Source organism: bacterium (genome assembly GCA_035295165.1).
In the GTDB taxonomy this organism is placed as follows: domain Bacteria; phylum Sysuimicrobiota; class Sysuimicrobiia; order Sysuimicrobiales; family Segetimicrobiaceae; genus JAJPIA01.
In genome coordinates, this window is sequence record DATGJN010000049.1 from 95,098 (window position 1) to 117,931 (window position 22,834).

20 protein-coding genes are annotated in these 22,834 nt (G+C 68.5%); 15 read left to right on the forward strand and 5 right to left on the reverse strand.

What is annotated here, in order from left to right:
- The first annotated feature begins 1 nt into the window (after position 1).
- The 5 genes from VKZ50_07670 to VKZ50_07690 all read left to right on the forward strand — a co-directional run bounded on the left by VKZ50_07670 (position 2) and on the right by VKZ50_07690 (position 6,557).
- A complete protein-coding gene (locus tag VKZ50_07670; protein HLJ59594.1) occupies positions 2-1,648 on the forward strand; it encodes an ABC transporter substrate-binding protein in 1,647 nt (548 codons plus the stop codon).
- Positions 1,649-1,738: 90 nt separating this feature from the next.
- Positions 1,739-2,686: an ABC transporter permease gene (locus tag VKZ50_07675; GenBank protein ID HLJ59595.1), complete on the forward strand. Its 948-nt coding sequence runs from the start codon at positions 1,739-1,741 to the stop codon at positions 2,684-2,686.
- A gap of 6 nt (positions 2,687-2,692) precedes the next feature.
- Entirely contained in the window at positions 2,693-3,595 is a 903-nt protein-coding gene (locus tag VKZ50_07680) for an ABC transporter permease (protein ID HLJ59596.1), read from the forward strand.
- A gap of 88 nt (positions 3,596-3,683) precedes the next feature.
- Complete coding sequence (locus tag VKZ50_07685) at positions 3,684-4,742, forward strand: CapA family protein (GenBank protein ID HLJ59597.1); 1,059 nt, start codon at positions 3,684-3,686, stop codon at positions 4,740-4,742.
- A gap of 45 nt (positions 4,743-4,787) precedes the next feature.
- The gene (locus tag VKZ50_07690; GenBank protein ID HLJ59598.1) at positions 4,788-6,557 is read left to right on the forward strand and encodes a M28 family peptidase; all 1,770 of its coding nucleotides are present in this window, start codon (positions 4,788-4,790) and stop codon (positions 6,555-6,557) included.
- A 72-nt stretch (positions 6,558-6,629) separates the two neighbouring features.
- On the opposite strand, the gene VKZ50_07695 is transcribed toward VKZ50_07690, so the two are convergent.
- From VKZ50_07695 to VKZ50_07710, 4 genes are read right to left on the reverse strand one after another with little or no spacing between them, the layout of a single operon-like run.
- Positions 6,630-8,381, reverse strand: a complete 1,752-nt coding sequence (locus VKZ50_07695) for a M28 family peptidase (protein ID HLJ59599.1) — start codon at positions 8,379-8,381, stop codon at positions 6,630-6,632.
- A complete protein-coding gene (gene menC, locus VKZ50_07700) occupies positions 8,378-9,523 on the reverse strand; it encodes an o-succinylbenzoate synthase (protein HLJ59600.1) in 1,146 nt (381 codons plus the stop codon). The genes VKZ50_07695 and menC overlap by 4 nt, the downstream gene beginning before the upstream one ends.
- Positions 9,520-10,407, reverse strand: a complete 888-nt coding sequence (locus tag VKZ50_07705; protein ID HLJ59601.1) for a GNAT family N-acetyltransferase — start codon at positions 10,405-10,407, stop codon at positions 9,520-9,522. The genes menC and VKZ50_07705 overlap by 4 nt, the downstream gene beginning before the upstream one ends.
- On the reverse strand, positions 10,400-11,452 hold the full coding sequence (locus tag VKZ50_07710; GenBank protein HLJ59602.1) for a M42 family metallopeptidase: 1,053 nt from the start codon (positions 11,450-11,452) through the stop codon (positions 10,400-10,402). The genes VKZ50_07705 and VKZ50_07710 overlap by 8 nt, the downstream gene beginning before the upstream one ends.
- A gap of 189 nt (positions 11,453-11,641) precedes the next feature.
- On the opposite strand from VKZ50_07710, the gene VKZ50_07715 reads away from it, so the two are divergent.
- The 9 genes from VKZ50_07715 (at position 11,642) to VKZ50_07755 (ending at position 20,390) form a co-directional block, all read left to right on the forward strand.
- Complete coding sequence (locus VKZ50_07715) at positions 11,642-12,997, forward strand: M20/M25/M40 family metallo-hydrolase (protein ID HLJ59603.1); 1,356 nt, start codon at positions 11,642-11,644, stop codon at positions 12,995-12,997.
- A gap of 354 nt (positions 12,998-13,351) precedes the next feature.
- A complete protein-coding gene (locus VKZ50_07720; GenBank protein ID HLJ59604.1) occupies positions 13,352-13,822 on the forward strand; it encodes a peroxiredoxin in 471 nt (156 codons plus the stop codon).
- Between the two features lie 132 nt (positions 13,823-13,954).
- Positions 13,955-15,283: a pitrilysin family protein gene (locus tag VKZ50_07725; protein ID HLJ59605.1), complete on the forward strand. Its 1,329-nt coding sequence runs from the start codon at positions 13,955-13,957 to the stop codon at positions 15,281-15,283.
- Entirely contained in the window at positions 15,276-16,586 is a 1,311-nt protein-coding gene (locus VKZ50_07730) for a pitrilysin family protein (protein HLJ59606.1), read from the forward strand. The genes VKZ50_07725 and VKZ50_07730 overlap by 8 nt, the downstream gene beginning before the upstream one ends.
- Positions 16,587-16,679: 93 nt before the next feature.
- Positions 16,680-17,327 carry an NADPH-dependent F420 reductase gene (npdG, locus tag VKZ50_07735; protein ID HLJ59607.1) on the forward strand — a complete coding sequence of 216 codons (648 nt, stop codon included), beginning with the start codon at positions 16,680-16,682 and terminating at the stop codon, positions 17,325-17,327.
- 82 nt (positions 17,328-17,409) lie between these two features.
- A complete protein-coding gene (gene cofE, locus VKZ50_07740; GenBank protein HLJ59608.1) occupies positions 17,410-18,171 on the forward strand; it encodes a coenzyme F420-0:L-glutamate ligase in 762 nt (253 codons plus the stop codon).
- Positions 18,172-18,276: 105 nt separating this feature from the next.
- Entirely contained in the window at positions 18,277-18,633 is a 357-nt protein-coding gene (locus VKZ50_07745; protein ID HLJ59609.1) for a YciI family protein, read from the forward strand.
- Between the two features lie 12 nt (positions 18,634-18,645).
- Positions 18,646-19,983, forward strand: coding sequence for a DUF6596 domain-containing protein (locus VKZ50_07750; protein HLJ59610.1), 1,338 nt, complete (start codon positions 18,646-18,648; stop codon positions 19,981-19,983).
- 50 nt (positions 19,984-20,033) lie between these two features.
- Positions 20,034-20,390: a VOC family protein gene (locus VKZ50_07755; protein HLJ59611.1), complete on the forward strand. Its 357-nt coding sequence runs from the start codon at positions 20,034-20,036 to the stop codon at positions 20,388-20,390.
- Between the two features lie 99 nt (positions 20,391-20,489).
- On the opposite strand, the gene VKZ50_07760 is transcribed toward VKZ50_07755, so the two are convergent.
- Complete coding sequence (locus VKZ50_07760) at positions 20,490-21,044, reverse strand: hypothetical protein (GenBank protein ID HLJ59612.1); 555 nt, start codon at positions 21,042-21,044, stop codon at positions 20,490-20,492.
- A gap of 585 nt (positions 21,045-21,629) precedes the next feature.
- Between VKZ50_07760 and VKZ50_07765 the strand changes: the two genes are divergently transcribed.
- The coding region (locus tag VKZ50_07765; GenBank protein HLJ59613.1) for an ABC transporter substrate-binding protein at positions 21,630-22,834 on the forward strand (1,205 nt) is incomplete at its 3' end.

The following is a 22,834-nucleotide window of genomic DNA, read 5'->3' on the forward strand; positions in this document are numbered from 1 at the left end:
CATGAAGATCGAGAACGTGCTCGCTGATCGTCAGCCCCGCGCGCGTCTGTCGCGCCGTGAGCTGATTCGAATGGCCGCGCTCGGTGCCGCCGCGGCCGGAGGGCTGGGCTCGGTGCTCGGGGGGCCGACCGGGACGCGGGCGGCGGCGATGGTCGGCAAGCGCGGGGGCGTGTGGCGGATGGCGATCCCCGGGAATCCGACTGCGTACCCGATCACGATTCCCGGCAAGCTCGTGGACATTCTGGTCGACAAGACGATCTTCAGCACGCTCGTGAAGTACCAGTTGCACAATGGCGCCATTCAAGTCGTCCCCGATCTCGCGCAGTCGTGGACGACCAACGCCACGTTGACCGAGTACACGTTCCGGTTGCGTTCCGGCGTGAAGTGGCACGACGGCCAGCCGTTCACGGCGGACGACGTGAAGTTCACGATGGACGCGACGCTCAATCCCAAGGTCAACGCGGGAATGGCCGGCGTGGTGTCGGCGATCGCGCAGACGACGGTCGTCGACCCCAACACCGTCAAGTTTACGCTCAAGTACCCGTATGCATCGCTACCGGTGATGCTGGGCTACAACGTCGCGATCGTCCCGAAGCATCTGCTGGAGAACCAGGACCTGAACCAACCGGTGCAGTTCATCCGGAACCCCGTGGGGACCGGGCCGTTCAAGTTCAAGGCGTTCGCGCAGGACAGCTACCTCGAGGTCGCGGCCAACCCCGACTACTACTTCGGCGCCCCGATGCTCGACGGGATCGTGTTCAAGGTGATCCCCGACAGCAACGCCCGCCTGGCGCAGCTGAAGGCCCGCGAGATCGATTTTTCGGTGATCGATCCGCCGCAGGTCCCGGCGGTCCAGGGCGCGGCGGGCATCGAACTCCGCCGTGCCCCTCAGGTCAACTACTACTTCTTCGCGATCAACCACGACTTGCCGAAGTTCGCGGACGTGCGCGTCCGGCAGGCGCTGACGTACGCGATCGACAAGGCCGCGATCGTGAAGAACGTCCTGAAGGGTGACGGGCGTCCGGCGACGGGCCCGATCAACCCGCTCCTCGGCGCGTATTACAATCCGAACGTCGAGACGTACCCGTACAGCCTGGACAAGGCGCAGGGACTGCTCGCCGAGGCCGGGTGGAAGAAGGGGGCCGACGGGACCCTCGCCAACGCGAAGGGCGAGAAGTTCACGCTGCTGTTCAACGGGCCGAAGGGCTACCCGGTGATGGAGCAGGTGATGACGTACGCCCAGCAACAGTACCAGAAGCTGGGGTTCGACGTCACGCTCGACATCGTGGACTGGCCGGTGCATCTGCAGAAGTACCATGACCACAAGTACGACCTGTTGATGGAGTGGTGGATCACTCCGCCCGACGCCGATCTGTACGATCACTATTACAGCCGATCCTCGGACAACTGGTGGGGATATAAGAACGCGGCGCTCGACCAGATGCTGATCAAGGCGCGCAGCGAGCCCGATCAGCAGAAGCGGATCGCCATGTATCACGAGATCCAGGCCGTGATCGCGAAGGACGTGCCGCTGGTGTACCTGTACTACCCGCCGGAACTCCAGGCGCTCAGCTCGCGCACGCAAGGACTGCCGTTGATCGGATATCGGGACGCCCTCTCGTGGGCGTCGCTGATTTGGCTCGCGTGACGATCGTCTGAGGGGCTCCACGCTCGGCGGCAGGGCCCGCGAACGCCCCGGGGCGTTCGCGGGCCCATCGTCGCACCCGATGAACGCGCGATGACCGGCTACCTTGTGCGCCGCCTGTTCCAGGCGATCGGGCTCCTGTGGATCGTGAGTGTCGTCACGTTCGTGCTCATCCACGCGGCGCCCGGGGGACCCGCCATGCTCCAAAACCCCGATCTCAGCCGGGACCAGATCGCGCAGTTCCGCGCGAACCTCGGGCTGGATGACCCGCTGCCCGTGCAGTACACGCGCTGGCTTCGAGGCGTCCTGCACGGGGACTTCGGACGAAGCTACAACACCGTCGAGTCGGTCCCGCGCCTCCTCGCCACGCGCATTCCGAACACCTTGGCGCTGACCGGGCTCGGACTCGGGCTCTCGCTCGCCATCGCGATCCCCCTCGGCGTCGCCTGCGCGACCCACCGCAACACACCGTTCGACCGGGTCATCGCCGGGGTCGCCTTTCTCGGCATCTCCACGCCCGTGTTCTGGCTCGGGATCGTCCTGATCGTGGTGTTCTCGGTCCAGCTCAAGGTGTTGCCGGTGGGCGGGATGTACGAGATCGGCGCGCCGTTCTCCGTCGGGGATCGCATCCGGCACCTGCTGATGCCGGTGTTCGTGCTGGTGATCGCCAACCTCGCGGAGATCACCCGCTACACTCGGTCGGCGATGATCGGCGCGCTCGGCGAAGACTACGTCCGCACGGCCCACGCGAAGGGGTTGTCCGGGCGGGTCGTGCTGTTCCGTCACGCGCTGCGCAACGCGCTCATCCCCGTGATCACGATTGTCGGCGTGTACCTCCCGCGCGCCGTGAGCGCCACGGCGATCACGGAGACCGTGTTCTCGTGGCCCGGCATCGGGCAGCTCGCGGTCCAATCGGCCGCGACCCGTGACTACCCGGTCGTGTTGGGCGCGACGCTCGCCGTCGCCGTGGTCGCGCTCGGGAGCAGCCTGCTCACCGACCTCGCCTACGGGTACGTCGATCCGAGGATCCGGCTGGGGTAGGGGCGCATGGCGGTTACGGTATCCGTGCGTGAGCGCAACGCCGACGGGAAGGGATCCGGGAGGCCGCGAGGGCGGGCCGGATGGCGCCGCTTTCGCGCGAACGGCGTGGCGGTGGTCTCGGCCGTGTTCCTCCTCTTGATGTACGCGGTCGCGGCCACCGGCCCGGCGATCAGCCCGTACAGCCCGAACGCGGTGGACATCGCGAACACCAACGCGCCCCCATCGCCCGCGCACTGGCTCGGCACCGACGAGAGCGGGCGGGACGTCCTCGCGCGGGTGATCGCCGGTGCCCGTACCAGCATGACCGTGGGACTGATCGCGATGGTGCTCGCGATTGCGATCGGCGCTCTGGTGGGGAGTCTCGCGGGATACCTCGGCGGGTGGGTCGACACCGTCCTGATGCGGTTTACCGACGGGATGCTCGCGATCCCGTACTTCTTCCTGGTGCTCATCGTCGTCGCGGTGTTCGGATCGAGGTTTTGGAACATCGTCGGCTCGATCGGTCTCATCAGCTGGATGGTCGTCGCTCGGATCGTGCGCGGGGAAGTCCTGCGCTATCGCGGGCTGGATTTCGTCCTCGCCGCCCAGGGGTTGGGGGCAACCTCGGCGCGGATCCTCGGGCGCCACATCATTCCCCAAACGGTGCCCTCGCTCATCGTGGCCGCCACGTTCGGGGTGGCAAACGCCATCCTGCTCGAGTCCGCGCTCAGCTACCTCGGCCTCGGCATCCAGCCGCCCCAGGCGAGCTGGGGAAACATGTTGAGCAACGCGCAGGCGTACGTGTGGGAGAACCCGCTGTTGCCGATCTACCCCGGGCTCCTGATTGTGTGCACCGTCCTGGCCTACAATTTCCTCGGCGACGCGCTGCGGGACGCGCTGGATCCTCGGTACCGGGAAAGCGACGTCTAGCCGCCAGGGCTCTGGGTGCGCCCGCGTCGAAGACTCAGCGAGCGGGTTAGCGCGCGGAGACGCAGGCGCAGCCTGGAAAGGGAGGCGCATGAACACCACGGGGTCGGGGACCGTCAGTCTCGTCGGCGACGTGATGATCGAGCGTCCGTTCGCGCGGAGCGGGCGCGGGAACGCGCCCGGGTTTCAGGCGGCGATCGCCGCGATGCGCGAGGCCGATCTAGTCATTGCCAACCTCGAGATGCCGCTGTCGCGACGGGGATCGAAGGTGCCGAAGCACAGCAACCTGCGATCCGATCCGGACGTAATGCACGACGTGCAGGCGATGGGCGTGCAGGCCGTGACGCTCGCCAACAATCACGTGTGCGACTACGGCCCCGACGGCCTGCACGATACGGTTGCGGCCTGCCGCGAGGCCGGGATCGCCTGCTGCGGCGCGGGCGCGGATCTGGACGAGGCGCTGGCGCCGGCGCGGCTGCGGGCCGGCGGAGCGGAGGTGGCGCTCCTCAGCGTCGCGTGCACGTTGCCGGTGGAGTCCGCGGCGCGCCCCGGGAAACCGGGGATCGCGCCGATCGACGTGGGGTTCTCCTTCGAGACCGACGTCAACCTGATGGTCGAGCAGCCCGGCACGATGCCGATCGTACACACGTGGACGTCGGCGAAGGACCAACAACGCGTCTGCGACCGGATCGCCGCGCTGCGCGTCGACGGGCGGACCGTGATCGTCGGCATCCACTGGGGCGTGCCCGAACACTGGTTGTCCCCGGTGTCGGGCCGCCTCGCCGAATACCAGCGGCCGCTCGGCCACGCGCTCATCGATGCCGGCGCCGACATCGTCTTCGGGCACCACTCGCACTCGCTGCACCCGATCGAAGTCTACCGCGGTCGGCCGATCTTCTACAGCGCCGGGAACTTCTTGTTCGAGGATCCGCGGGCGTTTATGGCGCCGGAGTCGGTCATCGTCCAGGCGGCGGTTGGGCCGCGCCTCGGGGTCTGGCTCATCCCGGCGGTGGTGGACGCGCAGGGTTTTCCGCAGCTCGCAACGGGCGGCGAGGCCCGTCGCGTGGTGGACTGGCTCCGGGAGTTGTCACGGGGGTTCGGCACCGCGCTCGAGATCGAGGGCGATCGGGCCCGTCTCATTCTTGACTAGGTCCGCGTTCCACAGTTCGGCATTCAGGAAAGGAGAGAGAACCGGATGAGCCGTCTGGCAGAGATCACCGGGTGGAGCGACGGCGAGCTCGAGCGTCGTGTGCTCGACGCCGTCTCGCTCAAGGCCCCGTGGCGGGTGGTGGAACAGTTCTCGAAACTCACGCGCCTGTCGGGGTCGCCCGAGGAGAGGCGCGCGTTCGAAATCCTCATCGCGCAGCTCGGGCGATGGGGCGTGCCGTACCACCTGCACGAGCCGCTGTGCTTCATCTCGATCCCCGGGCCGTCGGGCGTCCGCTGCAACGGCACGTCCTACCGGGCGAAGACGCCGGCGATGTCGGTGTCGACCGGCGGCAGCGAGGTGTCGGGCGAGCTCGTGTACGTTCGGGGCGTGGGCGGCGAGAGCGCGGGCGACGTGTTTTCCACCGGCGTGGAGTTTGGGGGCACGCGCGTCGCCGGGAAGATCGTCGTCACCGAGGGCATGGCGTCCCCCGGCAAGGTCAAGGATCTCATGGCCGCCGGCGCGCTCGCCGGGATCTTCGTCAACCCCGGCCAGAACATTCACGAGGGGATCTGCACGACCATCTGGGGGACGCCGGATGTCGACTCGGCCGTGCGGCAGCCGACGATCCCGGTGGTCGCGGTGAACCTGCCGGACGGGCAGGCGCTGATCCGCGAGGCCCAGCAGGCAAGCCGGGGTTCGGTCTCGACCCAACTCGACACCGGGTGGCGCACGATCCCCGTGCTCGTCGCCGAGATCCCGGGGCGGCACGCCGCCGACGAGTTCGTCCTCCTGCACGGACACCTGGACGGGTGGCATTTCGGCGTCGGGGACAATGCCACCGGGAACGCAACGCTGCTCGAGCTCGCCCGCGTGTTCTGGCGGCATCGCCGCCGGCTCTCGCGCACGCTCCGCATCGCGTGGTGGTCGGGCCACTCGCACGGCCGGTACGCCGGCTCGACATGGTACGCCGACACCCACGCGATCGATCTGGCCCGGTCCTGCGTGGCGCAGGTCAACTGCGACTCGCCGGGCTGCCGGTGGGCGACCACGTACAACCACCTCACGGCGATGAGCGAGACGGTGCCGCTGGTCGACAGCGTGATCCGGGCGACGACCGGCATCACCCCCGAGCCGGAGCGGCCGCCGCGCGCCGGCGACTACTCGTTCAACAACATCGGGCTGTCGTCGTTCTTCATGCTGAGCTCCACCATGGCCGAGGCTGACCGCGCGGCGAAGGGCTACTACGCGGTCGGCGGCTGCGGCGGCAACATCGCGTGGCACACCGAGGACGACCTCATGGACATCGCCGACAAGGACAACCTGCTGCGCGATATGCGCGTGTACGCCGCCTCGGTGCTGCGGACGCTGAACGCGCCGCTGCACCCGCTGGACTGGACGAGGACGGTCGGGGAGTTCCGTGCGACGCTCGCCGGCTACGAGCAGGCCGCGGGGGGCCGGTTCGACTTTGGCCCCGCGCGCGCGGCGCTCGACGGACTGGACGCCGCCCTCGAAGGATTCTACGCGAAGGCGCCAGCGCGGGGCACCGCGAAGACCCCAGCGGTGAAGCGCTTCAACGCCGCGCAGCGGCGACTGGGGCGCCTGCTGATCCCGGTCAACTACAGCCGGATGCCGGCGTTCTGGCATGACCCCGCCGTCAACGTGCCACCTCTCCCGGATCTCTCCCCAGCGGTAGGACTGGCGCGCGCGGGCGGGGACGCCGGCCAGGAGGGGGTGCTCCGGACGCACCTGACCCGCGGCCAGAACCGGCTCGTGTGGGCGCTTGAGCAAGCGCGTGAGGCCGTCGGCGGCGCCTGAAGCGACCGCGCGCTTCAAGAGGCGATCGGAGGGGGGCCGGCGCGCGCCGGCCCCCTCCGCGTCGCTGCTTGGCTATCTCTTGCGATCGATCGCCGACAGCGTCGTCTCCACTTCGCGCGTCGCGTCGCGGAGCGCCGAGGCGACGCGATTCGCCTCTCGGGTCACCTGCGCCCGAAGAAACCCGTACGTCGCCTGGCCGTGGAGTTGCGGCAGGCCCGCCGCCTGGCCGAGCGCGGCGAGCGTGGACTGCGTCGTGGCCCGCATGATCGGCGACCATTCCGCGGGGTCGTGCTGGAAGCGCCCCCCCTGACTGTAGACGACCGAGGTCAGGATCCGGCTGATCCGGATGAGCGACTCGTTCAGGGGCCGCCGGGCCGCGGCGCTCCGCGCGCTCGCCGCAGCGTCCTCCAACCTCGCGGCGGCGGCGGCGAACACCTCGGCCTCGGCGTGCACCCGGGAGAGGTCCAGGTGCGTTCCGGTCTTCTCCGCGATGGCGGTCAGGACCCGGCGGATCTCGTTCGCGCCGTCGACGTGGCTGATCGGCAGCACCGGGGCATTGGCCAGTTCGACAATCGCCGTCAGCGACACCCGCGTGTCGAGCGCCAGGATCTCGACGTCCGCCTTGTCGAGCGTGTCGAACTCGGTGTGCCACCACCACGCGTTCGCCGCACCGCCGGTCCAGGGCCGCTGGTCGGGGTGACCGTCGGGAAGGAACGGGTAGGTCGAGAACGCGGGCACGCCGTTGGCGAGGAACGACTGATCCGCCGCGCGGGAGGGGCGGTGGATCGGCGCGTTCGCCTGCCCGGTGACGCGCTCGATCACGCCTCGGCAGAACCGCTCGACCTCCGCGGTCGTGTGCCGGGCGACATACTTCGTCGCGCCCCGTACGCCCGGGGAGTCGATATTGTGGTAGGCGAGACAGTGGTCCGCGATGTCCTGGAAGAACTGGTCCGCGTACCAGGTCGAGCCCGCGTAGCGGCCGTGGGAGTGCCCCGGCCACCAGCACAGCCGCACGCTGCGCTTGAGCCCGGCGCGGTGCTCCCAGAGCACCTTGGCCATTTCGATCAGGCACGCGTCGCCGGTCGCATTGTCCGTGATGCCCACGTCCCAGGAGCAGTAGTGGGCGCCGACCAGGACGAACAGCTCCGGCTCGTCGACGCCGGGGATGCGCGCCTCGGGAAGGAGGGCCGGCGTCCACCCGGTCGTGACCTCGGTCGTGATCTTGGCGCGCACGCGCGCGCCGCCGCCGAGCAGTCGCTTCAGCGCGTCGCCGCTCTCCTTGTTGACCGAGACCACGGGCACGTGGGGCAGCCGGTCCAACTGGTCCAGCCCGGGCGTGCCCCAGATCGTGGTGCCGATCATGTTGTGGATGACGCGGTCCTGGTTTGCGAAGATCACCGCGGCGCACCCAGCCCGCGTGGCGCGCATGATCGTCACCGGTGTGGCTAACCCGTCGATCAGCGCGGCTTCGCCGGCGCCGCGTGCCAGGTTGCCGTCCGCGAGGTACGTCAGATCGGCGACGATCCCGTCCGGGCCTGTGCTTCGACCGAACGAGTGGGTCAGGCAGCGCAGCTGCATCGGCTCCGGCTCCAGCACGTGCAGCGTCGCCCGGATCGGGTAACTCAAATAGGCGTCGAACTCATGCACCGTCACCGGCACGCCCGTACCGCGGAGTTGATCGGCGATGTACGCCGCGGCCCGCGCCTCGCCGGGCCCTCCCGTGTCCCGGCGCACGGTGGCAAACCACTCGAGGGACTGCTGCAGCCGGTCGGCCCGGACCGCCCTGGTTACGGTGTCTACCGTCGTTTCCACGTCGGGGCTCACGCCGTTCGTCCTCCTCCGTGCGTGCGTTCTCCCTGCGCGCGGAACGTTTCTTTGCGGAGCGTGTACTTCTCCACGAGCGGCTCCACCACGGCGACCCCCAGCCCCGGGCCCGTGGGAACATCCACGGTGCCGTCCGCGTTGACCTCGAACCACGGATCGATGATGTCCTCGTGAAAGTAGCGGCGGCTTGCGCCGAGGTCGGCGGGCAGCGTGAAGTTCTCGAGCGCGGAGAGCGCGACATTCGCCGCCCGGCCCACGCCCGTTTCGAGAAAGCCGCCGCACCACACCGGCACGCCGCGGGCGCGGCACACGTCGTGGCACCGGAGCGCCTCGGCGAGGCCGCCCATGCGTGCGGCCTTGATGTTGATGATGCGGCACGCACCCAGGTCCAGCGCCTTGCGCGCGTCCTCGGCCGAACAGATCGACTCGTCGAGGCAGAGCGGCGTGCGCAGCTCGCGTTGCAGCGTGGCGTGGTCGATGATGTCGTCATGGTCGAGCGGCTGCTCGATCATCATGAGATCGTACGCGTCGAGCGACCGGAGGCGCGCCGTGTCCTCGAGCGTGTAGGCGGTGTTTGCGTCCACCTGCAGGCCGATCGGGCCGAAGCGGCGCCGAATCGCCTCCACGACCTCGAGGTCGAACCCCGGCTTGATCTTCATTTTGATCCGCTGGTAGCCTTGCCCAAGCCACGTCTCGATCCGCCGGAGCACCGCGTCCACCGTGGGTTCGATCCCGACGCTCATCCCGACGGCCACCTTCGCGCGCGTGCCGCCGAGCGCACGTGCGAGCGAGATGCCCCGGGATTGCGCGTGCGCATCCCACGCGGCCGCCTCCAGGCCGGACTTGGTCAGATAGTTCCGCCGGATGGGGTGGAGCCAGTGCGCGATCTCCCGAGGATCCGAGAATTCGCGGCCGAGCACGCGCGGGATCGCGAAGTTCGCGAGGATCGGCCAGGCGGTGTCGATCGTCTCCTCTTTGTAGTATGGCTTCGCCGTGACCGGTGATTCGCCCCACCCCGCCACCCCGTCCGCCCAAATGCGGACGAGGAGGCAGTCTTTGTTATCGTCCCGGTCCACGGACGTTTCGAACGGAAACACGTACGGCATCTGGATCTGGCGGAGTTCGATGCGCTCGATCTTCACGACAGGACTCCCTTCAGCTCAAGGACGTAGGCGACGCGGGGGCTGCCCGCGCTTGCCTGGCGGACCACCGCGGTGACCTCATACCGGCGGCCGAAGTAGTGGAGGAACACGTGCCGCGTCACCTCCCGCCACTGCAGTGCGGCCGCGGGGCCGTGCGTTTTGAGGCGGGCGAGATCCGCGGGGATCTCGACGAGCAGGCACGGGTCCGCCAGCGCGAGGTCGGGGGTCGCCGGGGGCGAGAGGGGCCCGGGCGCGGCGCCGTCCGCGCCACGCGCCGCGGTGAGGGCCCACGCGGACGTGGCCGTCGACGGAGGCGGGGCTCCGGCGAGCCGGGCGACGACACGCGGCGACCGCAACCACCAGTCCACTTCGAATCGATCGCTCGGGAGGCCTTTGTTGATCGCGTCGGTCATCTGGCCATAGTAGTCCACGTAGTATCGCGACGCCACGACGCCGAGGCGGTCAAAGTTGAACCACGCGTTGCGGCCCTGGAGCGGGTCGTACGTCCACACGATGCGGTCGAGCCCTGCGGCGAGCGCCGCGTCGCGCTGGGCGCGTTTGAGGCGGAGGCCCAGCCCGGCCCCCTGGTGCGCGGGGAGGACGCCAGCCATGTGCGAGTACCACAGCGGTCCCTCGGGCCGCAGGCCTGGGAACGCGTACGCGAAGCCGATGAGCTCGTCGTCCGCGGTGAACGCGCCCAGGACCAACCCGCCCGCGGAGACGGCGGCGACGAGTTGGTTGAGGGGGACGATCTCGACGGCAGGCATCCCCCACACGGCCATCTGGAGCGCCTCGCAGCGCCGCAGCGTTGCGGGGTCGGTCATCGGCCGGACGGTGTACGTCGCTGCCGACCGATGGCGTTGCGCGGGGGCATGGTCACCCAACGAGCGTGTGCGCCTCCTCCACAAACGCGGTTACGAGCCGGATCGCGCCCTCCACGTCGCCAAGTCGCAGGAGGCTAAGCGGCGTATGGATGTACCGGCACGGCACGGAGATCCCGCCGGCGAGCACTCCACCGCGGCTCAAGTGGATCGCGCCCGCGTCCGTGCCGCCGAACAGCGGGGTCTTGAGCTGGTAGGGGATCCCGCGCGCCTCCGCCATGCGCTCGAGCGCGCGCACGAACTGAGGCCGCACGATGATCGAGTTGTCCGCGACGGAGATCGCCGGCCCACGGCCCAGGCGCGTGACCTGGCGGGCGCCCGATACGCCAGGGACATCCGCGGCGACGGTGCCCTCGAGCGCCAGCGCGATCACGGGGTCGAGCTGGTATGCGGCCGTGCGCGCGCCCCGAAGCCCGATCTCCTCCGCGACCGCGAAGTTGCAGGCGACCGTCATCTCGGGCGTCCGCCCGGCCAGCGCCTCCAGCGTCTTGAGCATGACCACGCAGCCGACGCGGTCGTCGAACGCCTTACCCAGCACGCTGCCGTCTCCCAGCGTCTCGAACGGATACGCGAGCGTCCCGGGATCGCCGATGCGAATCCCCCGGTCGGCGACCTCGACCGCGGAGTCCGCGCCGATGTCGATGAACAGGGCCTCGATCGGGAGCGGTTTCGTGCGCTCGTCGGCGCTGAGCAGGTGTGGAGGGAGGGCGCCGATCACCCCCCGATGCAGCGTGCCGGACCGCGCGCGGATCGTAACCGCCTGCGCGGGGAGGATGCGCGCGTCCCATCCGCCGATCGTCGCGAATCGGAGAAACCCCGTGTCCTCGACGTGGTTGATGATGAAGCCGATCTCGTCCATGTGCGCGTCCAGCATCAGCACGCGCGCCGTGCGGCCGCGGCGGACCGCGATCAGGTTCCCGAGGGGATCGGTCCGCGTCTCGTCCGCAAGCGGCGTCACGAGCGGGCGCAGGACGTCGCGCACGTCGTCTTCGAAGCCGGCGACGCCGAACGTGTTCGACAGTGATTCCAGCAGCGCGAGCGTCTCCATGGGGCCCCTCAACCGATGAAATGGACGCGTACTGCAGATTCCGCCCCGCGCGAGACTCCTCCTGTAACGCGCGGCGTGACGCCGTCGCGCTCCGTGCCCGGCGGTGCGCGACCGGCCGTGGCCAGGGAAACTCGCGCGCGGCCGCCAATTCTGACCCGCAGCAGGCCGGATGATTCCAAGGGAGGACGCATGGACGCGTTGACCGCGCACGTCGATCGTGAGATGCCGAGAACGCTCGAGGACCTGCGGGGTCTGGTCCGCATTCCCTCCGTCGCGGCGCAGCGCCGGGGCATTCCCGAGTGCGCGCGGGCGGTCGGGGACCTCCTTCGCGGCGCCGCCGGCCGCGTGACCGTGATCGAACAGGACGGAGCGAGCCCCATCGTGACCGCCGAGTTCGACGGGCGGTCGCCGCGGACGCTCCTGTTCTACAACCACTACGACGTCCAACCCGCGGAGCCGCTCGAGGAATGGACGGCGCCGGCTTTCGACGTGACTCAACGAGACGGCCTCCTGATCGGTCGCGGGATCGCCGACAACAAAGGCGACCTCGTCACCCGCGTCGCCGCGCTCCGAGCGCTGCGGGCGGTCCACGGCGGGCTGCCGTGCCGTGTCAAGTTTGTCGTCGAGGGCGAGGAGGAGGTCAGCAGCGTTCACTTCGGGGCCGCGACGCGGGCGCACACGGATCTACTGCGCGCCGACGCCTGCATCTGGGAGTACGGCGAGCGGGATCACCAGGAACGGATGCACCTGGTGCTGGGCATGAAAGGCATCTGCTACCTGCAGCTTGAGGCGACGACCGCGCAGGTCGATCTCCATTCGTCGTTTGGGGCCGTAATCGAGGGGGCGGCGCTTCGCCTGACCTGGGCGCTGAGCACGTTCAAAGATCGAAGCGGACGTGTGCAGATTCCCGGCCACTACGATCGCGTGCGCCGCCCGACCTCGGCCGAGGAGGACGCGATCCGCCAGATCCCGCCGGACGTCGTGGACGGTGTGCGCCGGCAGGCCGGCGTGGAGACGCTGATCGGCGGCGTCAGCGGGCCGGATGCGGTGCGCCAGCTTCTCTTCACGCCGACGTGCACGCTCTGCGGGATCTGGGGCGGATACACGCTGGAGGGGTCGAAGACGGTGCTCCCCAAGGTGGCGAGGGCGAAGGTGGACTTTCGCCTCGTTCCCGACCAGGATCCGCACGAGGTCGCGCGCAACGTGCGGAAGCACCTCGACGCGCTCGGCTTCACGGATGTCGCGATCACCGTGCTCGGCGCGGAGTTTCCGTTCCGCACCGATCCGACGGACCGGTTTGTCGGCGTGGTTCGGCAGGCGGTCGAGGCGACGACGAAGCGGTCGGTGCTCGTGTATCCGACGTCTGCGGGCACGGGGCCGATGCATGATATCGGGCCCGTGCTTAATGTCCCGATGGTGAGCACGGGGTCGGGGTACTGGAACGCCCGCGCCCACGCGCCGGACGAGAACGTGCGCATGGCGGACTTCCGCGAAACGGTGTTGTTGATGGCCGACGTGCTGGCGCGCTTCGCGGATACCGACTAGGCGACCGCCAGCGGCCATAGGCGGGCTCCCGTATCCGTCCGAGGTCGCACGTTGTCGTTCTCAATATATCGTACATATGTTCGCATAATATGACCTCGGGTGTCGATCCGGACGGCGAATTGCGGGCGTAGTTGATCGTTGGTCGACCCTGAGTCAACTCTCGACCTCGGAATCTCGAGAATCTGGCGCGTCGTTTTACCCCATGGTGGCATCCGCGCGATAGTATACTAGGGAATGCGGGTGGAGGCCCGGTGCCTATTTATCGGCCGTCGAATCCCAAGCCCGCGCTTCCCATCTGGAGCATCCAAGCGAGTCGCGCATCATCCAGCACAAGCATCACCAAGGAGGGAGCGTATGTCGGTTTCGGTGGGACAACAGGCGCCGGAGGCGGTCTTGGTCAACGGGGAGCGCAAGGCGGTGAAACTCAGCGAACTGCGGGGGAAGCCCACGGTGCTCGCATTCTTTCCCGCGGCGTTCACGGGGACGTGCACCAAGGAGATGTGCCGGTTCCGCGATGATCTGAGCCGGTTCAACACGATGAACGCGCAGGTATTCGGCATCAGCGCGGATACCCCGTTCGTGCTCTCGGAGTTCGCGAAGCAGCATCAATTGACGTTCCCACTGCTGAGCGACTTCAACCATCAGGCGATGAAGGCGTTCGACGTCTACGACAGCAGCTTCCTTGGCCTGCTCGATGGGATCTCGAGGCGGTCTGTGTTCGTACTTGACAAGAACGGCAAGGTCGCCTACGTGTGGCTGTCCGATGCGCCCGGACAAGAGCCGCCGTACGACGAGGTGCAGGCGGCGGTTCAAAGGATCCAGTAGCGTGGCGGGGCCCGGCGCAGGTTCGCCGCGCCGGGCCTGTTCATCGGACGGCGGAGCCGCTCGCAGCCGCCGCCCGCGCGCCCCGGGCGGGTCGGCCCGCCCGTGAGGCAAGAGAGCGAGAGGAGCCTGGCGATGACGCCCACGATCCGTACGGTGCTGCCAAATGGTCTCGTCGTGCTCCTGCGCGAGGTGCACACGGCCCCGGTTGCCACGTTCTGGGCGTGGTACAGGGTCGGGAGTCGCAACGAGGTGCCGGGGGTCACGGGGATCTCCCACTGGGTGGAGCACATGTTGTTCAAGGGCACGCCGACCCTCGGCAAAGGGGAATTCTCCCGGCTCGTGAACCGGCACGGCGGCACGTGGAACGGGTTCACCTGGAAAGACTTCACCGCGTACTTCGAGACGCTGCCGGCGGAGCACGTGGGGCTCGGCATCCGGATCGAGTCCGACCGCATGGTCAACACCCTCTTCGAACCGTCCGAGGTCGAGAGCGAGCGGACGGTCATCATTTCCGAGCGAGAGGGCGCCGAGAACAATCCCGAGTATGCGCTCTACGAGGAAGTCGAGTCGGCGGCGTACCGCGTCCACGCGTACCGCCACGCCGTCATCGGCTACAAGAGCGATCTGTGGGCGATCACGCGGGACGACCTGTACCGCCACTATCGAACCTACTACACGCCGAACAACGCGGTCATCGTCGCGGTCGGCGACTTCGACGCGCGGGAGCTGCTGGGGCGCATCGAGGATGCCTTCGGCGGGATTCCCGCGGCCCCGCCGCCGCCGAAGGTCCGCAGCGTCGAGCCGCCCCAGGAAGGCGAACGTCGCGTGGTGGTCCGTCGCCCCGGGGGAGCGGTGCCGATGCTGCAACTGGGATTTCACGCGCCCGAGGTGACGCACCCGGACTTCTTCCCGCTCCTCGTCGTGGACGGGGTGCTCTCGGGGTTCAAGGGCCCCGGCGTATTTGGCGGCGAGGGGATCGGAGCCCGGAGCAGCCGCTTGTATCGCGCGCTCGTGGAACGGGAGCTCACCGTCGACGCCGGCAGCTCGTTTCGTCCGTCGCACGACCCGACGCTGTTCGAGGTGGGCGCGACGCTGCGCCCGGGCGTCGAACCCGAGCGCGTCGAGGCGGCGGTGCTCGATGAGCTGCGCCGCATCGCCGACGAGCCGGTCGGTGCCGATGAGCTCGACAAGGTATTCAAGCAGGCACGTGCGCAGTGGGTGTACGCGGGGGACGGGGTCTCGCCGCAGGCGGTGCTCCTCGGCAGCATGGAGATCGTCGCCGGCGCCGAGTTTCTCACGGGGTTTTGGGAACGGTTGTCGGCGGTCACCCCGGAGGCGATGTGCGCCGCTGCCGCCCGAACGTTCACGGACCGCAATCGTACGGTAGGGTGGTATTTCCCGGACTCGCAGATCCTTGGGACGGCTGGGGCAGAGGTCGAGGAGGTGGCGCATCATGCCTGATTCGATCGGTGCGACCAGCCCCGCCAGCCGTCCACCGGCCGCGGTGCCGATCACGCCCGAGGTCGTCGTGCGCCGCCAACTCACCGGGGGCGCTGTCGCGCTGGTGCGGGAAAGCCGCGCGACGTCCGCCCTCACGGTGCGGGGATACCTCCCGGCCGGCGCGATTCGCGAGCCAGCGGGGCGGGAGGGGTTGGCGCTGCTGACCGCATCGTTGCTCACCCGCGGTACCGCCTTGCACACGTCCGAGAGCCTCGCGTTGACGCTGGACTCGCTCGGGGCGAGTCTCAGTGTTCGCGCGGACGTCGAAGGCGTGTCGTTCGGCGTACGGTGTTTGTCCGAAGACGCCGGCCGGATGCTCGACTTGCTGGCCGAGGTGCTGATCCGGCCGACGTTCCCGGCGGACGAGACCGAGAAGCAGCGCGCCAAGCTCATCACCGGGATCCGGGAGTCGCGCCACGACACTCGCGCCATGGCGGACAAGGCGTTCCGCGCCGCGGCGTTCCCCCTCGGCCATCCCTATCACCGGCCTCTTGAGGGGGAGGAAGAGACCGTGGCTGCGCTCACCCGGGACCAGCTCGCGGATTTCCACCGGCGGTGGTACCGTCCGCACGGCACGGTCCTGGCCGTAGTCGGCGATGTCGAGGCCGCCGAGGCGGTGGCGCGGCTCGAGGGGGCGTTTGCCGGATGGCAGGCCGGGCCGTCAGTCGATGCTTCGCCGGTGCCGCCGGCCGGCCCCGCGGCGTCGGTGCAGCGCAGTACGGTCGCCATCCCGGGCAAGACCCAGGCCGATATCGTGCTCGGCGTGCCGGGGTTCAGCCGAACAAGTCCAGACTACTACCCGGCGATGATGGCCGATCTGATCCTCGGACGTCTCGGCCTCATGGGCCGGCTCGGCGCGACCCTTCGAGACGAGGAAGGGCTCGCGTACTACGTCTACAGCCAGGCCCAGGCTGGGTTTCTGGCCGGACCCTGGGCCGTCCGCGCGGGCGTGAACCCGAAGAACGTTGACCGCACGATCGCCGGGATTCTCCGTGAGATCGGGGGCCTCCACCGCGAACCGGTTCGCGGCAGCGAGCTCGAGGACGCGCGAGACTATCTCGTCGGTTCGCTCGCGATCCGGCTGGAGACGGACGCCGGGATCGGGCAGGCGCTCCTCGAGATCGAGCTGTTCGAGCTAGGCCTGGACTACCTGCTGCGGTATCCGTCCCTGATCCGGTCGGTGACGCCCGAACAGATCGGTGCGGCGGCCGCGCGGTATCTGCGGCTCGACGGGTACACGGTCGCGACCGCGGTCCCAGCGTAGGACGCGGCGGGAGATCCGGAGGCATCGGGCGAACGGCGCCGTCCCCGCCCGGTGCGGCGGCGCAGGCGTGGAAGTCCGCAAGAGGGGGCGGCAGTGGCGATCGCGGTGATCGGGGGAACCGGACGGCAAGGCCTCGGGCTCGCGCTCCGGTGGGCCGCGGCCGGGATACCGATCATCATCGGTTCGCGGTCGCTCGACCGTGCCGAGGCGGCGGCGCGCGAGGTCCGTGCCATGGTCGGGAAGGTCGCCGCTGTCCAGGCTCAGGAGAACGTCGATGCGGCGCGCGCCGCGGAGATCGTCGTGATCACGGTGCCCGCCGCAGCCCACGCGGAGACGGTCGCGGCCATCGCCCCCGCGGTCGCCGGCAAGATCATCGTCGACGTAACCGTGCCGCTCGAAAAGAATCCATCGTACGCCGTTCAGTTGCCCGAGGGGTCCGCGGCCGAGGCGGCACAGCGGGCGCTCGGTCCGGAGGCACGGGTCATTGGGGCGTTCCACACCGTTCCTGCGTCGCTGCTCGCGGATCTCGGCCGCCCGGTGGACTGCGACATCCTCGTCTGCGGCGACGACGCGCAGGCGAAGGCCCGGGTGATGGAGCTCGCGACTGCGTTGGGCTCCCGCGGGGTAGACGTTGGGGCGCTGCGCCAGACCCACACGCTCGAACGTCTGACCGCGCTCCTGATCGGGACCGGGCGCAAGGCCCACCGCCACGAACTGGGCGTTCGCATCACCGGGCTCTGATGGCGACGTCCGGCGGCGCCCGCGCACACGGGACGACGTTCACCGCGTCGCCGCCGGCGTTTACGCCCACGGGGAACGACGGGTGACCGCCTCCGCGACGCTCACGGTGATCGAGGGCATTCCCGACGTGCTCCCCGGCGCGTCGCTGCCGGACCTGCTGGTCGATGTGCTGCGAACGCACGGTCCCGTGCCGGAAGACGGCGACGTTCTGGTGATCGCGCAGAAGGTCGTCAGCAAGGCGGAAGGCAGCATCGTCGATCTGGCGGACATCACGCCCGGGGAGGAGGCGACGCGCCTGGCCCGGGAGGGCGGAAAGGATCCGCGCCTGATCGAGGTGATCCTCCGGGAGTCGAAGCAGGTGGTGCGGGTGCACGGCGGCGTGCTCATCACCGAGCACCGGCTCGGGTTCATCTGCGCCAACGCCGGCGTGGACCACAGCAACGTCGGGATCGGGCCGGAGGTCGTGAGCCTGCTGCCTCGCGATCCGGACGCGTCGGCGAGGGCGATCCGCGAGGCCGTGCGCGGCGCGTTCGGTGCGTCGGTGGCCGTCGTGATCAACGACAGCCACGGCCGTCCGCACCGCGAGGGGGCGGTCGGCGTCTGCATCGGCGCGGCGGGGCTCGAGCCGCTCCTCAGCCTTGTCGGGCGGCCGGACCGGTACGGCTACACCATGCGCACATCGGTCGAGGCGGTGGCGGACGAACTGGCGGGTGCGGCCACCTTGCTGCAGGGGCAGTGCGACGAAGGGACCCCCGTCGTGTTGATCCGGGGGGCGCCCGTGCCGCGGGGCGACGGCGGGGCGGCGACGCTACTTCGCGATCCATCTCGCGATTTGTTCCGCTAGCGACAGCGCGCCCCGACGCGATGTCGAGTTTGAGCGGCGTCATTCGTCTCCCAGGTGCCACCGTAGGGGTCCGACGACAGGCACCCTCGGTGGAGGAGGTCGAGTATGTCACGGTTTCTGCTGCTTCTGTACCAATCGCCTACCCGGGACGGCGAGTTGTCGCCCGAAGACATCCAGCGGATCATCGCCAAGTACACGGCGTGGCGGGACGGCCTCGTCCAGCGCAACAAGATGCGGGGCGGGGAAAAACTCACGGATGACGGCGGCCGGCACGTGCGGGTCCAAGGCGGCGCGGTCACGGTCACCGACGGCCCGTACAGTGAAGCGCACGAGGTGCTCGGCGGGTTCTTCGTGATCGACGCGGTCGACTACAACGAGGCGGTTGACATCGCTCGGACGTGTCCCCACCTGGCCGAGGGGCAGCGGATTGAGGTGCGCGAAGTCGATGCCGTGAACCGGTGACCGCCGGATCCCATGGACGGGCGCCCCGAGAGCATCAACCAGCTGGTCGACCACCTGTTCCGCCATGAGGTGGGGCGGCTGGTGTCCCGGCTTGTACGAGTGTTCGGTGCACACCGCTTCGACCTGGCCGAAGACGCGGTGCAGTTCGCGATGATGCAGGCGCTTCGGCTGTGGGCGTTCAAGGGCATCCCGGACGTTCCGCAGGCCTGGCTCATGCGGGTGGCTCGCAATCGCGTGCTGGACGTCTTGAAGAGCGAGCGGAAGCTGCACTTGTTCGCGGACGAGGCGGACGTGTGGGCGGACGCGGGCGTCCTGGAGCCCCGGACGACGGCGGTCGACGACCTTGACCGGTCCGCCGGCGAGATGGTGGACGACCGGCTGTCGCTCATCTTTGCCTGCTGTCATCCCGCGCTCCCGCGTTCCGCAAGCATCGCGCTGACGCTGAAGGTCGTGTGCGGCTTCGGCGTCGAGGAGATCGCCCGCGCATTCCTGTCGACCGGGGTCGCGGTGGCTCAGCGGCTCGTGCGCGCCAAACGCCTGATTCGCGAACGCGGGATTCGCTTCGAGGTCCCGAGTCCCGAGCACGTCTCCGAGCGCTTGGACGTGGTGCTTGAGGTGCTGTATCTGTTTTTCACGGAAGGCTACGCCGCCACGACGGGCGATCGCCTCATCAAGGACGACCTGTGCGCGGAGGCCATCTGGCTGGCGACCCTGTTGGCCGGACACGCCGTCACCGCGCAGCCCCAATGTCACGCCCTCCTGGCGTTGATGTTGTTTCAGGCGGCTCGCCTTCCGGCCCGGACCGATGCGGCGGGCGACCTGCTGCTCCTGGCAGACCAGGACCGCGGTCTGTGGGACCGGTCGATGATCGATCGGGGCTTGCGCCATCTCGGACGGGCTGCACGAGGGGACACCCTCACGGTCTACCACCTGCAGGCTGAAATCGCCGCGATCCACGCCACGACGGAGCAGTTTACCACGACGAACTGGGAGCAGATTCTGTCCCTCTACGATCTCCTGCGGGAGCGGCAGCCGACGCTCGTCGTGCTGATCAATCGGGCGGTCGCCGTTGCGCAGGTCCACGGCCCTGCCGCGGGGCTCGACGCCCTGAAGATGATTCCGGCGGAGGGCCAACTCGCGCGATACCCGTTTCTGCACCTCGCGGAGGGCGAGTTCCATCGTCGGCTGGGACACCCCAACGAGGCGGCGCTGTGTTTCCTGCGCGCGCTGGATTTTGCCGGAACCGAGCCCGAGCGGCGTTTCATCCGTCGAAAGCTGGCCACCGTGCAAACCGGCTCCGTCGAGGGTCAACCCCTCGCTGTCGATTTTGGGCCGCGACCGCCGTCTTAAGATCGAAGGGCATCGAAGTACACACTCGCACGCTGAGGAGGCTGATCGTCATGGCAAACCCGTTCGTGCACGTCGAACTGAACACCACCGATGTCGCCAAAGCGAAGGCGTTTTACGGGGAGCTATTCGCGTGGAAGCTGGAAGACGTCGACATGGCGGGCGCGGGGTACACGATGATCACTGTGGGCGAGGGCACCGGCGGTGGAATCATGAAACACCCCGTTCCCGGCGCGCCTTCGGCATGGCTGGCCTATGTGCAGGTGGACGACATCGGCGCGGCGACACAGAAGGCCAAATCACTCGGCGCCACGGTCATGAAAGACGTCACGGAAGTGATGGGCGCCGGTTGGTTCAGCGTGATCCTCGACCCCACCGGCGCGGCGCTCGGTCTCTGGAAGCCCAAGTAGGAGCGATCGCTCGTCTCTCGGGGTGGACGGGAAGAGACAACCGCGGGGCGGCGTCGGAGGTCCGCACGCCGCCCCGCGGGGCGAGGGTATGAGGTCAACTTAGTAGCCGCCCAACCCGCTACCAAGGCGCGCCACGAGCGTCAGGTCAGTTGCGACGTTGCCGAAATCGGCCGCTTGGTATGAGATGTCTATCTCATCGCCCTTCTGCAAGTATGTCACCGGCACCGACGCACCGGTGTGGTGCATCGAGACCGATACCCCGGGCATCACGAACACCGTCACCGGGTTGATCGCGGACACGGCGTTGCCTTGTTCGACCCCCGGATCCACCGGCGCGGGCGCCGAGGTCACCTGGAGCATGGCCCAGCAGTCCTGCGTCGACGCGGACTGTGCTCCGCCCGTGAGGCCGCAGTTGAAGACGTGGATGTTCGAGATCACGCCGTCCATTGTCGTGCTCGGCCCAGTGGCTTGGCCCTCACTGGGTTGCATGAGCGGCTGGCTCTGGTCGCCGGGCTGGGTTGTGGGCTGGGTTTGATCCTGCGGCACCGGCTGCACAGAGGGACTGGACGGCTGCTGGGTCTGCGCGAGCGCCGGGCCGGTCAGCACAACGGCGCTCAGGGTCACACCCAGCAATGCACTGATGAGCTTATTCATCGCTCTCCTCCTTGGTCTGCGCTCGTTTGGATCGTACTCGCTCAGGTCCTTTCCACCACGGGCGCGACCCCGCACGCGCCGGGTTGGCGCGGAGCCACGCGGCGTGCCTGCGCACAGGGTTGCTCGGGGCGCGACACGGCGGATCTCGAGATCCAGCGGGGCATCGGGGTGATTGGGCGGAACGCCCGGGTGGAACGTTCGTCATCGTGGACCCTCGCGTGCCGCGCGATCGGCGCGGTGACGGTGCTCCCCCCGCGATAGTCCTACACACACTATTGTTCCCGCCCAGCGACCGTCCATACCACGGCCGGGACAGGGGAGACAGTTCCCGGTCATCGGGCGTTGTTCAACGAAGGATCGAACAATGATCGAGACACCATCCCCCGAACATCGTCGAGGGATAACGACGACGTGATACACGTCAGCTGATGCGGCCCGCGCGATTCTCCGACCCGACCCGGGATGTCGCGGGGAGCGTGCTCGGCTCCGTGGCCGACGTTCCAGACACCACGCAGGAGATCGACCGAACCGGCCGGAAATGGGCCGGCAGTGTAAGCAGCCCTTCGGTCGTGCGGAGGTGAGTTTGTGTTGAAGCGGTGGGTGGTGCTGCTGGTGGTCGCGGCGCTCGCGTTCCCCGTGTTTACGGCGCAGTCCGCGGGCGCGGCTGTGGAGCTGAAGTTCTACTATCCTATCGGAGTCGCCGGTCCGCTCGCCAAGATCATGAACGGACTGGTGGATGACTTCAACATGGCCCATCCCGGCACGCACGTGACGCCCGTGTTTGCTGGCGACTACTACCAAACGATGGCGAAGGTCCAGACGGCAGTGATGGGCGGGGCCCCTCCGGACGTGGCCGTCCTGCTCTCCACCGATCTGTTCACGCTGCTCGACCTACACGCGATCATCCCGCTGGACGGCTTCATTCAGCAGGCCGGCGGTGACCGGTTCCGTGCAGACTTTTTCAGCGCGTTCATGCGCAACGCACAGATCGGGAATACGACATACTCCATTCCGTTTCAACGCAGCACGATCATCGTGTACTACAACCAAGACGCGTTTCGGAAGGCCGGACTGGATCCCCGGACGCCTCCCAAGAACTGGACCGAGCTGGCGGCGGACGCGCAGAAGCTGACGATCAAGGATGCGTCCGGGCACGTGACGCAGTGGGGCGTCGGGATTCCAACGTCGGGAAACACCTATTGGCTCTATCAGGGGTTCGTGATCGAGGCGGGCCAGGCGCGTCTGGCGAACCCGGACGGGACGCAGGTGTTCTTCGACACGCCCGCGACACACGCCGCGCTGGCGTTTTGGTCGCGGCTGCAGACGATGGGCGCTGAGCCCACGGGCATCACCGACTGGGGAATGCTTCCCACGGCGTTCGTCGGCGGGCAATTCGCGATGATTTACCATTCGACCGGGAGCCTCACGTTTATCCACGACAACGCCAAGTTCCCGTTTGGGACGGCGTTCATGCCGGCGGACAAGACGTACGGGACCCCCACCGGCGGCGGGAACTTTTACATCTTTCAGGGCATCCCCGCCGACCGCCAGCGGGCCGCGTGGCTGTTCATCCAGTGGATGACCGCGCCCGAGCAGGCCGCGCGCTGGAGCGAGGCGTCCGGCTACGTGGCGGTCCGCCGGTCGGCGTTCGGTGTGGGGTCATATAAGGCGTACACGGACAAGTTCCCGCAGGCGCTCACCGCGCGCGATCAGCTGACGTACGCGCAGGCCGAGCTGGCCACGCACCAGAGCGGCCAGATCCAGTTGATGTACTCAGACCACCTGCAGGC

Coding starts and splice junctions, on each gene's coding strand:
- VKZ50_07670 (HLJ59594.1), top strand. CDS start 2: ATGAAGATCGAGAACGTGCTCGCTGATCGTCAGCCCCGCGCGCGTCTG.
- VKZ50_07675 (HLJ59595.1), top strand. CDS start 1,739: ATGACCGGCTACCTTGTGCGCCGCCTGTTCCAGGCGATCGGGCTCCTG.
- VKZ50_07680 (HLJ59596.1), top strand. CDS start 2,693: ATGGCGGTTACGGTATCCGTGCGTGAGCGCAACGCCGACGGGAAGGGA.
- VKZ50_07685 (HLJ59597.1), top strand. CDS start 3,684: ATGAACACCACGGGGTCGGGGACCGTCAGTCTCGTCGGCGACGTGATG.
- VKZ50_07690 (HLJ59598.1), top strand. CDS start 4,788: ATGAGCCGTCTGGCAGAGATCACCGGGTGGAGCGACGGCGAGCTCGAG.
- VKZ50_07710 (HLJ59602.1), bottom strand. CDS start 11,452: ATGGAGACGCTCGCGCTGCTGGAATCACTGTCGAACACGTTCGGCGTC.
- VKZ50_07715 (HLJ59603.1), top strand. CDS start 11,642: ATGGACGCGTTGACCGCGCACGTCGATCGTGAGATGCCGAGAACGCTC.
- VKZ50_07720 (HLJ59604.1), top strand. CDS start 13,352: ATGTCGGTTTCGGTGGGACAACAGGCGCCGGAGGCGGTCTTGGTCAAC.
- VKZ50_07725 (HLJ59605.1), top strand. CDS start 13,955: ATGACGCCCACGATCCGTACGGTGCTGCCAAATGGTCTCGTCGTGCTC.
- VKZ50_07730 (HLJ59606.1), top strand. CDS start 15,276: ATGCCTGATTCGATCGGTGCGACCAGCCCCGCCAGCCGTCCACCGGCC.
- VKZ50_07745 (HLJ59609.1), top strand. CDS start 18,277: ATGTCACGGTTTCTGCTGCTTCTGTACCAATCGCCTACCCGGGACGGC.
- VKZ50_07750 (HLJ59610.1), top strand. CDS start 18,646: ATGGACGGGCGCCCCGAGAGCATCAACCAGCTGGTCGACCACCTGTTC.
- VKZ50_07755 (HLJ59611.1), top strand. CDS start 20,034: ATGGCAAACCCGTTCGTGCACGTCGAACTGAACACCACCGATGTCGCC.
- VKZ50_07760 (HLJ59612.1), bottom strand. CDS start 21,044: ATGAATAAGCTCATCAGTGCATTGCTGGGTGTGACCCTGAGCGCCGTT.